This window comes from Candidatus Binataceae bacterium, assembly GCA_036495685.1.
In the GTDB taxonomy this organism is placed as follows: Bacteria; Desulfobacterota; Binatia; order Binatales; family Binataceae; genus JAFAHS01.
In genome coordinates, this window is record DASXMJ010000093.1 from 1 (window position 1) to 11,334 (window position 11,334).

Annotated in this window: 10 protein-coding genes; 4 read left to right on the forward strand and 6 right to left on the reverse strand. The window is 61.1% G+C overall.

Annotation, left to right across the window (positions count from 1 at the left end; all coding sequences use genetic code 11):
* Positions 1 to 1,384: metallopeptidase TldD-related protein (locus VGI36_09900; protein ID HEY2485451.1), on the forward strand; the 1,384-nt coding region annotated here is incomplete at its 5' end.
* A 33-nt stretch (positions 1,385 to 1,417) separates the two neighbouring features.
* Here VGI36_09900 and VGI36_09905 read toward each other — a convergent pair.
* From VGI36_09905 to VGI36_09915, 3 genes are all read right to left on the reverse strand, one after another.
* The gene (locus VGI36_09905) at positions 1,418 to 1,909 is read right to left on the reverse strand and encodes a GNAT family N-acetyltransferase (protein HEY2485452.1); all 492 of its coding nucleotides are present in this window, start codon (positions 1,907 to 1,909) and stop codon (positions 1,418 to 1,420) included.
* 67 nt (positions 1,910 to 1,976) lie between these two features.
* Positions 1,977 to 2,450: a toxin-antitoxin system YwqK family antitoxin gene (locus VGI36_09910; GenBank protein HEY2485453.1), complete on the reverse strand. Its 474-nt coding sequence runs from the start codon at positions 2,448 to 2,450 to the stop codon at positions 1,977 to 1,979.
* Between the two features lie 120 nt (positions 2,451 to 2,570).
* Entirely contained in the window at positions 2,571 to 4,262 is a 1,692-nt protein-coding gene (locus VGI36_09915) for a thiamine pyrophosphate-binding protein (GenBank protein HEY2485454.1), read from the reverse strand.
* A 296-nt stretch (positions 4,263 to 4,558) separates the two neighbouring features.
* Between VGI36_09915 and VGI36_09920 the strand changes: the two genes are divergently transcribed.
* Positions 4,559 to 5,785 (forward strand): BamA/TamA family outer membrane protein, encoded by a 1,227-nt coding sequence (locus tag VGI36_09920; GenBank protein ID HEY2485455.1) that lies wholly within the window; start codon positions 4,559 to 4,561, stop codon positions 5,783 to 5,785.
* 162 nt (positions 5,786 to 5,947) lie between these two features.
* Here VGI36_09920 and VGI36_09925 read toward each other — a convergent pair whose 3' ends face one another.
* The gene (locus tag VGI36_09925) at positions 5,948 to 7,009 is read right to left on the reverse strand and encodes an LLM class flavin-dependent oxidoreductase (protein HEY2485456.1); all 1,062 of its coding nucleotides are present in this window, start codon (positions 7,007 to 7,009) and stop codon (positions 5,948 to 5,950) included.
* 310 nt (positions 7,010 to 7,319) lie between these two features.
* Between VGI36_09925 and VGI36_09930 the strand changes: the two genes are divergently transcribed.
* Both VGI36_09930 and VGI36_09935 read left to right on the forward strand, forming a co-directional pair.
* A complete protein-coding gene (locus tag VGI36_09930; protein ID HEY2485457.1) occupies positions 7,320 to 8,504 on the forward strand; it encodes an acyl-CoA dehydrogenase family protein in 1,185 nt (394 codons plus the stop codon).
* A 33-nt stretch (positions 8,505 to 8,537) separates the two neighbouring features.
* Complete coding sequence (locus VGI36_09935) at positions 8,538 to 9,677, forward strand: acyl-CoA dehydrogenase family protein (protein HEY2485458.1); 1,140 nt, start codon at positions 8,538 to 8,540, stop codon at positions 9,675 to 9,677.
* A 17-nt stretch (positions 9,678 to 9,694) separates the two neighbouring features.
* Here the strand turns inward: VGI36_09935 and VGI36_09940 are convergent, their stop codons facing one another.
* Positions 9,695 to 10,054: a nuclear transport factor 2 family protein gene (locus tag VGI36_09940; GenBank protein ID HEY2485459.1), complete on the reverse strand. Its 360-nt coding sequence runs from the start codon at positions 10,052 to 10,054 to the stop codon at positions 9,695 to 9,697.
* Positions 10,055 to 11,123: 1,069 nt separating this feature from the next.
* Positions 11,124 to 11,334, reverse strand: a 211-nt coding sequence (locus tag VGI36_09945; GenBank protein ID HEY2485460.1) for a methyltransferase domain-containing protein, incomplete at its 5' end; no start/stop codon positions are given.

An 11,334-nucleotide genomic window follows, 5' to 3' on the forward strand; every position in this document is an offset into this window, starting at 1 on the left:
TATCCCGAGCCGCGGAGTCGAGGAAATCAAGTCGCTGGGCGCCGACGGCTTTCAGGTGCGAATCGTGAGGAGCCGCGACCGCCACGAAATCGGTACCGCATCCGAAGCCGGCGATCTCAGTCGCGAGGCTCTCCGCGGCGCCATCGAGCGCGCACGCCGCGCCGCGATCGTCGATCCTCATTTTTCCGGTTTGGCCCGCGATCAACGAAAGCTGGCGACGAGCGCTGGCGGTGCCAGCGACCTCGCTCGCGCCAGCGACTCGATGTTGACGGCGAGTGCCTGGCAGGTGATCGGCGGTGCACTTGCTGCGTTCCACGCTGGCTACAAAAATTCCAGCGGACACCCTGGTCTGGTGATCGGCGGCGATCTCTCCTTGGCGCACGATCGCATCGCGATCGCCGGGTCAAATCTCGCCGATGTGCGCACGGACGAGAGCGCGCACTTCGTTTCCTCGCTCACTGCGATCGTCGAGTCGATGGATGGGAAAGGAACCGCCACCGCGGTGGGGGGAAGTGTCGAGCAGATGCGCGGCGCGGTTGCGACCTTGGGGCACAATGCAGTTCGGCGCGCGCTCGGTCTGGGCGCGGGTGTGCGGCCAGCCTCCGGGCGCTACCGGATCATATTGGGGCCGCAGCCGATCGCCGAGATTCTCAACTACCTGGTAATCGGATCGCTGACCACGGGCGCGTTTTACGCCGCGAGCTCTGCGTATCAGGGCAAGTTTGCCCGCGAGGTCATGGACGCGCGCATCGGGTTGGTTGACGATCCCGCCCTACCTGCGGGGCCGGTCCGGCGCACGGTCACCTGTGAGGGTCTGCGGGCCGGGAAGACCGAGTTGGTTCGTGCCGGACGCCTGGTCGGATTGCTGTCGAACGTCTACGATTCCCATCGCCTCGAGACCGACGAGTTGCGCGCGGAGAAGCTCGGCCAAGACGGCAACGGCGCAACCTTCCCGCCGCGCGCGGGCTATCGATTAGGCGAAGGCGGCGGCCGCCGCTTCGATGCGGAGCCAGGCTCGACCGCGACCAACGTGGTGATGCGCGCGCACGGCGCGATCTCCCAACGCGCCCTGCTCGAGGCACTCGGCGACGGACTCTACGTTGGCCGCATCTGGTACACCTACCCGATCAACGGACAACGCGCGGGCGACTTCACCTGCACGGTCACCGGCGATTCATACCTGGTTCGCGACGGCAAGCTTGCCGAACCGCTGGCGCCGAACTCGCTGCGCATCAACGCTAATATCGCGGAAGTGTTCGACAAGCCGCTCGCAATCGGGGCCCGCATCACCCCGACCATTGTCTGGGGTTCCGCCGAGACATACTTCGTCCCTGCGATAGCGGCTGCAAGCCTCACCCTCGCGGAGATTGGCGTCCAGAGTTAAGACAGAGAGGCGCCCGCCGCTAAGCTGGGTTTGCTAGGCGAGCCGCTTGCGCCAGAATTCCATTGGCACCCTTTGCGCCCCAACTTCCGCGCGTTCGAAACCAAACTTGCTATACAGCCGGCGCGCGCGATGGTTGTCCTCGCGAACTTCCAGGGTTATCGCACATCCGTTCATCGAACGCGCCTTCGCTTCGATTCGATCCAGGAGGAGCTTCCCCATTCCCGCCCCGCGCGCCGACGCCTGCACAAAAATGTCGTGGATGTTAATCAACGGCCGGGCATTGAAGGTCGAAAATCCGAGAAAACAGATCGCAAACCCGACAGGCTCTTCACCGCGCAGCGCAAAGAACACGTAACACGCCGGATGGGCTCGCAGACCGGGAATCAGCTCGCGCTTCACTTGCTCTGAGGGCGCCGATCCCCCTTCCATAGGATCGCGCATGTAAGCATCGAGCATCTCAACGAGCACGGCCGCCTGCTCGCGATCGGCAAGATCCGCTTCGCGGACGGTGATGTCGTCGCTCATTTTGGAATCCAGGCGAAAGATTTCTGGTCCGCCCTTGGGCCGTGCTGGTTAGAAAGGGCGCTGCGATTTATCCCGAAACCTGTTTGTCGTCCTTATAGGTTTCCTCCCAGTTTCTGAACCCCTGCGCGTCCCATCGTTTCCACACCCCCTCGCGCTTGCCGTCCTTGTACTGACCCATCGCGGAAATCTTGCCGTTGCTGTACCAGCCGATATGCGCGCCGTCCAGTGCGCCGTCTTTGTAGTGGTCGATCGATGCTTTTTGTCCGTTGTCGTACCACATCGTCCATTCGCCGCTCTGCTTGCCGTTGTGGTATTCGCCCTTCATCATCAAGCTGCCTTCGCCCCGGTAAATTTCAAACGGTCCTTCCTTGACGGCCTCTCCATTCACCATCTTCTGGCACCAGCGTTCCTGCCCACCGGGCGGGAGCTCGCCCATCGCCTGGGTGCCGGGCGGACAGGAGAAAGCCGCCGGACCTGCGCCTTTGCACGCCGCCAACAGCACCGGAATAAATAGAAGTATTACTTTAACTGTGGTTGGCATCTCCGTTCTGCGCTGGCGTGCTCGACCCGGCGGCGCCTTTCGTGAACCGTGCGGAAAAAAAGCGGAAGGCGCAGGTGGCGCCTTCCGCGTCGTTAAGTCTGTCGTCCGGGGTACCTCCGGTCAGTTCGATCCGGTCGATCCAAGCAGATTTCCACCAAGCGTGGCATTGCCGACGCTAGTGTCGCCAACCACGTTGAGCAGCGCCGGCTTGCCCGACTTGAACGCTCGCTCCGCCGCGGGAATGATTTGTTCCGGCGTCTCGACCAGCTCACCATGACAGCCCATCTCGGCGAAAATCTTGTCGTAGCGGATCTCGTGCAGCATGTTGAACGGTTCGGTGCGACCCTTTAGTCCGGGCATCTGATCGAAGTTCGGCCCCCACGAGCTGTTGTTCCACAGCACCGTGACGATCGGCAACTTGTAGCGAGCGGCAGTCTCCATGTCGAAGCCGCCGATTCCAAGTCCACCGTCACCCGAGATATTGACGATCTGCTGTCCCGGCCGCGCCAGTTGCGCGCCGATCGCCATTCCCACGCCATGACCGACCGGCGCCAGCGGACCCGCATCGACCACCTGTCCCATGAACCGGCACGTGAAGGCGCGGCTCATCCAGCCCGAAAGGGTGAAGCTATCGATGATGGTGGTCGCGTTCTTGTCCATCACCTTGATCAAATCTTCACAAAGCCGCGCCGGATGAATGGGGCGAGAGGCCATGACCTTGGCGTTCTGGTCGCGAATCTGCGCGTCAAAGCGCTGTCTGGTCGCGGTGACTTCCTTGCTCCATTCGGAATTGCGATTCTTCGAGAAGTCGAGCCTTAGCTCTTTGATCCGATTGATCAGCTGGCGCAGCACCAGCTTCGGATCGCCGACCACCGGCAGGTCCGCGTTCACCTGCCAACCGATCCGGGTGGGAGTTGGGTCAACTTGGATGTATTTCGCCTTGTCGGTCCAGGTGGGCGGCTGCCCGAAATGTTCACCGCTCCAGAACCGGAAACCGATCGCGAGCACCACGTCTGCACGCCCGGTGAACGGTTTCTTGAACGCGCCGCGAATAGCCAGTGGATGCTCTTCCGACACGACACCCTGGCCCGCTCGGCGTGCGTAGATCGGGATGCCGGTCAGCTCGACGAACTCCTTCATTTCGGCGCCCGCCTGCGACCAGAACAATCCGTCGCCGCCTGCGATCAGCGGGCGCTCGGCCGCGTGCAACAGCTCGACGGCGCGATCGATCTTGGCCGGGTCGCCCTCACAGCGCACATCGTCGATCGTGAATCCGCGCGCGCCCTTGCGTTGACGCCCGTCTTCGTCGTGGTGATACAGGAGGTTTTGCGGAACTTCGAACAGCGCGACACCCTGGGGCGGTGAGATCGCCTCGCGGAACGCGGATCGCAGATCGAACTGGATGGTGCCCCAGTCGGTTACCCGCTTGGTGAACTTCGAAAAGCTGTGCACCACCTCCGAGCCGTAGGCTTCTTGGAACGAGCCCAGGTGATCTTCGGTGTTAGGATGTTGCCCGGAAATGCAGACCACCGCCGAGTTGGTGAGCCCTGCCACGCACAGTCCCGTGACCGCGTTGGTGAGGCCGCATCCCGCCGTTACCATGCAGACGCCCGGCTCTCCGCTGACGCGCGCGTATGCGTCGGCGGCATAGGCGGTTGCTTGCTCGTGGCGCATGTGGATTAGCTTGATGTCGTGATTGCGAAGCTGCGCCAGGATAGGAAAGAGATGTCCGCCGTTTATGGCGAAGCAATATTTGACCCGATTCTCCCGCATCACGCGTGCGATTAACTCGCCGCCGTCTGCCTTTGCCATCTAACAATCCTCCGTCGGATTAAGCCCGCTCCGTTGCGCCTGCGCGCGCGAATGCTCCGAGCCCGCATGGGCCGCAAGTCTCGGTCAACGAGAGCGGTGTCCCAATTGACCGAATCCTTGCACATTTCAGGCGCCATCGAAAAGCGCGGCGCCGGTAACCGAGGCCGGTCAAAGCGGAATTCTGCTGTGTAGGCGTATTGATCGCCCCGCCGAAGCCTGTCAGTTTTGATGGGGTTCAGCCGTAACCCTTGGGAAGATCTCACCTGTAGCGGCGCGGACACCTGACCAGGAAACGTATGAAACGGCATATCGCGGCAATTGGGGCACTCGTGCTGGGAGTGATGTGGATTAGCTCCGCGTTGGCCTTCGATCTGACGGACCCCCAGTCATGGCCGTTCATTCCGGTGCCGGAAATCGCAACCGACCCCAACGGCGGCACCACCGTCGGTATCCTGCCCGTGTTCCTGTTTACCGATACCAAGAACCAGATTCGGGACATCTTTGCCCCCGACCTCAATTGGAACCAGACGCTCGGTGTGGGTGGGACCTTCCGCTACCTTTCCTACCCGAGCGAGGACACCAACTGGTACGCGACCGCAGGCGGTGCGCAGGACATCGCACGGCAAATCGATCTCGACTACCAGACCGGACGCACCCATCAGGACCTGTTCACCTTCGAGGGCCGATTCTTCTTCGAGAGAGACCCTACCGATCGATTCTATGGAACCGGCAATAATTCTTCGACGAGCAATGAAACCACCTACACAACCCAGCAGCTCTATGGGATGGCTTCGGTCGGACTGAATATCAGCGACAAGCTACAAGTCCAGCTGATGGAGCGCCCGCGCTGGGTACGCATTCAAAACGGCGCCTACACTTCGCTTCCGCAGATCTTCCAGCTTTTTCCGCATCAGAAAGGTATCAACGGTGGCAGCGAAGTCCTGACCCAGCTGATGATTCAATACGACGACCGCGACTCGGTTGACATCCCGAGGAGCGGGGGGCTCTATCGGGTGTACGGCTCCGTCGCAGATCGTGCGCTCGGGAGCTCATTCTCCTACACCCGTTTTGGCTACGAGGCCCGCAAGTACTATACCGTACACCCGCGGATCACCTTTGCGGGCCACGTGTTCATGGAGTACGAGCCTGCCGGCAACGAGATGCCCTTCTGGGCACAGGCCAGGCTCGGCGGAGACCAATCCATCCTTACTGATCAGCAGCCGCTGCGTGGTTTCGGCAGCGGCCGCTACATCGACAACAATCTGGTGGTCGCCAACATCGAGATGCGCAACCGGGTTTACGACGCGAACCTGTTCGGCACTCATGGCACGCTGGAAATCGCGCCGTTCGCCGAAGCAGGCCGAGTCGCGCACCAGCTTGGCTACAATCCAGTAAGCGAGCTGCACCCAGTGGGTGGAGTTGGCTTTCGTGGTATCGCGGAGCCTTTTGTAGTGGGCTTCGTGGATGTCGGCTACGGCGGTCAGGGCGCCGCCATCTTCTCCGGCATCAACTACCCGTTCTAGAATTCGCCAGAATCTTTCTTGTTGGTTCATCCGTGCGTGGGCCGGACGATCGGCTCGCTGCTCGGCGCAGTCGCTGGTGTCCGCTCGAGTCGTTTTCGCCCGCCCACTCTTTACCCGACGCGGTGAGGGCGCGCGCGTTCTTCCCTAGCTGAGCCACAGGGCTTACACCTTCCCAATCAACTCACGCGAGATATCGTCGAGGCATTCTTTGAACCCGTCCAGCGGCGGGTTAAGGAAGATCTGACTTAGCCCGGCCTTGCCGAGCGCACGCAATTGATCGATCACCGCTTCGCGCTGCCCGACTATCGTAGTTGCGCCTATCGTTTCCGCCGTAACAAACTTTCGCTCCTCGGGGGCCACGAAGCTGCAATGGCCAACATGCAAGTGCAGGTACCGTTCGCTCTCCGGCATCCGCGCCACGTGCGCGGCATATTCATCGTAGATTTTATCCACCCCCGGGGGCAGCGAGGTCGGTCGCGTGTAACCTGCGGCGATCGCGTGCAACGACGCCATCACCCACGGACCGGTCATCGCCTTTACCCGCGGCGAATCCAGCGCCTCGCCGGGCTTGAGCACGCACACGTGGGTCAGCGACACGATTGGCAGGTCCTTACCCGAACGGCCCGCCTTGGCGGCTCCCGCTTCGACATGCTTTCGCACCGTGGCGAGCCGCTCCGGAGTCGCGATGCCGGTAGTAATCACCCCGTCACCGAATTCCCCTGCCATCGCTAGTGTCTTTGGTCCATTTGCCGCCACGTAAAATGGAATCTTGTCATCGAGGTTGATGAAACGATGCTCGCGATGGAGATAGCGAATCTTCCGTTCCAACCCTTCAGTGCGATACAGCGCTTCGCCGCGGAGCAAGTCATGAATGACGCGTACCTCTTCGCGGAACACCTCCTGCCGCACCGGCGGCAGCCCCATCACCCGCCGCCCGGTGTGCCCAGTTCCGAACCCCAGGATCGTGCGCCCCGGCGCGAGCTGATTGATGGTTGCGACGGAGTGGACCGTTACCGGGGGGATGCGATTGGTAGCAATCGCGACGCCAGTACCCAGCTTGATGTGCTTGGAATTGATGGCCGCAAGCGCCATGCACGCGTAAGTGTCGCCCCAGATCATATGGGAATCCGGGATCCACGCATGCGAAAACCCACGCTCCTCCGCGTAAGGCACGTCCCGCATCGCGCGCTCAGGCTTGGTAAAAATCAGGGTTCCAAAATCCATCGTATCCTCCGTGACACGCGATAATAACCGACCACCGATAGTCTCCGTCAAAGCCCCGCCGCTTGAGGTGCTGGTGGAAAGGTCGCCTTTCGAAACACGAAAGGCCATCCGTGTCGGTTCCGAAGCCAGATTATTGCAGTGACAGGGGAGGGGGGAGTGATCCGCAGAAACCACAAGGCCGATTTTGCCGAGGCGGGCCGGGCGTCGTTTGCAAGGAATGGCTCGAGCCGTCACCCCGCGTCCGCTTCTCCGCCTCAACGTATTCATGTCAAACTACCCTGGGCGAAACTCATCAGGAGTCGAATGGCCAATGTCCGATCTGGAGACCTTTCGCAAAGAAATGCGCGCATGGCTGGAAGCCAATTGTCCGCCGGAAATGCGGCGTCCGCCCGAAGGTGAAGAAGATTACTGCTGGGGCGGACGTAAATGGAAATTTCAGTCTGACGCCCAGCGCCTGTGGCTGGAGCGGATGGCATCCAAAGGGTGGACCGTCCCCGAATGGCCCGCCGAGTATGGCGGTGGCGGATTGAGCCGTGCTGAAGCCAAAATTCTGCACGACGAGATGGGCGTGCTGGGCTGCCGCTCTCCGCTTGACAGCTTCGGAATCTGGATGCTCGGTCCGGCCCTGCTCAAGTACGGTAACGAGGTGCAGAAGCGCGAGCACCTCCCGAAAATCGCCCGCGGCGAAATCCGCTGGTGCCAGGGATATTCGGAACCCGGCTCGGGCTCGGACCTCGCCTCGCTGCAGACCCGAGCGGAAGATCGCGGTGACTACTTCGTGGTCAACGGCTCCAAAATATGGACCTCTTACGCCGACCAGGCCGATTGGATTTTCTGTCTGGTACGCACCGATACCAAGGCGCCCAAGCATGAAGGCATCAGTTTTGTCCTGTTCGACATGGAGAACCCCGGCGTCTCAACCTCGCCGATTCTGCTGATCTCCGGCAAATCGCCCTTCTGTCAAACCTTCTTCGAGGATGTGGCAGTCCCCAAGGCCAATCTGGTCGGGCAACTCAACAAGGGCTGGGACATCGCCAAATTCCTGCTCACTCACGAACGCGAGATGATCGGCGGGATGGGCATGACCGGCGGACGTCATCGGTCGCTCGGCGAAGTTGCCGCCGACACCGTCGGGATGGAGGACCGAACCCTGGCCGATCCGTTGCTCCGTGGTCAGATCGCGTCTTTCGAGGTCGATTCGTGGGCGTTTGCGCTCACTCTTGATAGGGTCGGGGATCTATTCAAGTCCGGGCAGGCGCATCCGGCTGTTTCCTCGATGCTCAAGTACTACGGCGCCGAGCTAAACAAGCGCCGGCTTGAGCTGATGGTTTCCGCGGGCGGCTCCGAAGCGCTCGAATGGGAGGGGTCGCGCTCGCGAGATGGCGTCACAGTACGTTCCTGGCTTCGCTCCAAGGCCAACTCAATCGAGGGCGGCACCAGCGAAGTGCAGCTCAACATCATAGCCAAGCGCATCCTCAACCTTCCTGGGGCGTAATCTCTCTGTTTCCGCAAGGTCGGTCCTTGTCAAATGGCGCTCGTACTCACCTCTGAACAGACGATGCTCCGCGACAACGCGCGGAGTTTTCTCACCAAGAACGCACCGGTGGCCCACCTCCGCACGCTGCGAGATTCCAAAAATCTTACAGGATTCTCGCGCGAGCTGTGGAAGCAATTCGCCCAGATGGGATGGGCGGGAATCCTGGTCCCGCCGGACTACGATGGACTCGGGTTGGGTCACGTGGAAGCCGGCGTGGTCATGGAGGAACTCGGGCACACGCTGACACCCTCACCGCTGCTGGCGACGTCGCTGTTGGGCGCGACCGCCATCGCGCGCGCCGGTACCGACGCGCAAAAGCGCGCGCACCTTCCCCGCGTTGCGGCAGGTGAGCTGACCGTGACGCTAGCAGTCGATGAAGCAGCCAAACATCATCCGGAAAAGACCGCTCTTCGTGCGGCGCGCGGCACCGCGGGATTTACACTGAAAGGCGAGAAGACCTTCGTCCTCGATGGGCACGTGGCGGACCTCGTGATAGTCGCCGCACGCACAGCGAGCGTCCCGGGCGACCAGCACGGTTTGACCCTCTTCCTGGTGAAGCGCGAGACCAACGGACTTAAGGCCGAGCAGATCGCGATGGTCGATATCCATAACGCGGCGCGACTTGAATTCGACGACGTTACCGTCTCCGCCGATGAGGTCCTCGGCGAAATCGATGCAGGTTGGGAACCGCTGGAAGGCGCGCTCAACGTCGGGCGCGCCGGTGTTGCGGCGGAGCTGCTGGGCGTGGCCGACGAGGCCTTTACCCGAACCGTCAGCTACCTGCGAGAGCGCAAACAATTCGGCAAGCTAATCGGCGAATTTCAGGCGCTGCAGCATCGCGCGGCAATCCTCTACTGCGAGCTCGAAATTGCCCGTTCCGCGGTGCTCAAGGCGCTACAGTCCCTCGACGAATCCTTCGCGACGGCCGCACCCGTCGTGTCGATGGCCAAGGCGAAGGCCGGCACCACGGCCACCCTCGCCGTTCAGGAAGCGGTGCAGATGCACGGTGGCATCGGCATGACCGACGAGTTCGATGTTGGTTTCTTCATGAAGCGAGCCCGAGTCGGCCAGGAACTGTTCGGGGACGCAAATTTCCACGCGGATCGGCTGGCCCGCCTAAACCACTACTAACCGGAGCGGGGTCAGTGTTAATTTTCGGGTAGCGGGAGCCCGTGCAGCTTGAGGAACGAGAGCTTGTCCCAATATCCGCGCTGGAAGGCAATCCGTCCGTCAACGATGTGAAAGAACCCGCAGCCGCGCAGCCCTTGCGGGTCGCGCCATTCCAGGATGGCCCATTCTCCGTCCTCGAAAAGGTTCTCCGGGATGCAGACCATCCGGGCCGCGGCAAAACCGGCCGCGAACATCGCTCGAATAGCCTCGTGCCCTTCGACTGGGCTTTCGGCTACCTGATGGTTGATCGCGCTCGCGTGGTAAAAGGCGCACAGCGCATCAACGTCCGCCCGATTGAAAGCCTCGACCCAAGCTTGTACGACATCACGCGGCCGCATCGCTACGTAGCCTCCTGAAATGCCTGACTGGATTTAAAAATGCCTACACATTATCGCGCGTGTGGAGCGGGATCGCACGGACGCTTCAAGATTTATCGATTCCGAACTGACCCACGCGGACTAGCCGAATCTGGGAGCGCTTCGATAACTGTGGAAGAAAGTCGCGTGTAGCTTGCGCTGAATGGACCGGCCCGCATCTTCGCTAAATTCTGCCTGGTCGGAATTGCCTTGCCCGGGGGCCTTACCAGGCATTTCATTTTGCATTGCGGATCGTGCACTAGCGTAAACGCGGGAAGCGAATCCCGTTTGCTCAAGCTCTCATTACGCACCGACTCCCGGCTTTTTCCCTTTGAAATTACCGTTCTTTTTCGACCTACTCGACCTGCAATCCGCCCCTCCAACACCATGGGCGCGGGACTTGCTCGTACTTTCGATGGAGACCAGCGGCGATGTCCATCAAGTACCAAGGCGAAACCGGAATTCGCTTCCTCTACTCGAAAGCCGGCCAGTCGCCGCTTCCGTCGCCGAAACCGCCGCGGCCTCGCGCGCCCAAGCTCAACTCGACAGCTGGACTGACTTCCAAACCCTTCGCCGCTCATGCCCAGAAATTCCGCTGCGCCTTTTCGCCCAATGAAGTCCGACACAACTTTATAATCGAAAGCTTGCCGAAGCCTTCCTGGTATAGCTCGCGCCCGTATCTCTACACCTGCGCTCGCTGCAAATGGACGTTCCGCGTCAACGACTCTTCGGGCTCTATTACCCCTCTGGATCAAAACGGTGAGGTATTACCCGAGCCAGACCGCTCGCGCCGCATCGAGACGTTCGCGCAGGGGCCGTGTGGCGTCTTCCCGGCCTTCATAGTCGAGGGCCAGACGCAGGCGCGCCGACCTGGTTGGATACGCTGAACCCGCGCTGACGTTTTTTTCTCCAGCACCGTTAGTCCCGTAGGCGGCATTCCCCCAGTTTCGCGGCGATCCCGACGGGCTCCTTCTTAGAACTGCAAATTAGATGCGGCAGCCGGTCGGGCGATTACTCAACGAACCCAAGGCGTTGGCGTCGGGTGACTGGCTCAGAGTCCACAGCGCCGAGCCAGCCTAGGCGCTTCCGAGGCCATTCTCACGCGGGTTGCACTATCGGTAATTATGCAGAGGCATTCGAACAGCATCACCAGGTCGAAGGACTCGTCTGCAAATTGGAGATCGGCGGCATTGCCGCAGATCAGTGTGACTCCAGCGGGCGTGAGATGGCGAGCTTCTGCGATGCGTTCCTCGATTGCATCG

Excerpts from the sequence above, each read along its gene's own strand:
- VGI36_09915 (HEY2485454.1), bottom strand. The coding sequence starts at position 4,262 with ATGGCAAAGGCAGACGGCGGCGAGTTAATCGCACGCGTGATGCGGGAG.
- VGI36_09925 (HEY2485456.1), bottom strand. The coding sequence starts at position 7,009 with ATGGATTTTGGAACCCTGATTTTTACCAAGCCTGAGCGCGCGATGCGG.
- VGI36_09930 (HEY2485457.1), top strand. The coding sequence starts at position 7,320 with ATGTCCGATCTGGAGACCTTTCGCAAAGAAATGCGCGCATGGCTGGAA.
- VGI36_09940 (HEY2485459.1), bottom strand. The coding sequence starts at position 10,054 with ATGCGGCCGCGTGATGTCGTACAAGCTTGGGTCGAGGCTTTCAATCGG.
- VGI36_09935 (HEY2485458.1), top strand. The coding sequence starts at position 8,538 with ATGGCGCTCGTACTCACCTCTGAACAGACGATGCTCCGCGACAACGCG.
- VGI36_09920 (HEY2485455.1), top strand. The coding sequence starts at position 4,559 with ATGAAACGGCATATCGCGGCAATTGGGGCACTCGTGCTGGGAGTGATG.
- VGI36_09905 (HEY2485452.1), bottom strand. The coding sequence starts at position 1,909 with ATGAGCGACGACATCACCGTCCGCGAAGCGGATCTTGCCGATCGCGAG.
- VGI36_09910 (HEY2485453.1), bottom strand. The coding sequence starts at position 2,450 with ATGCCAACCACAGTTAAAGTAATACTTCTATTTATTCCGGTGCTGTTG.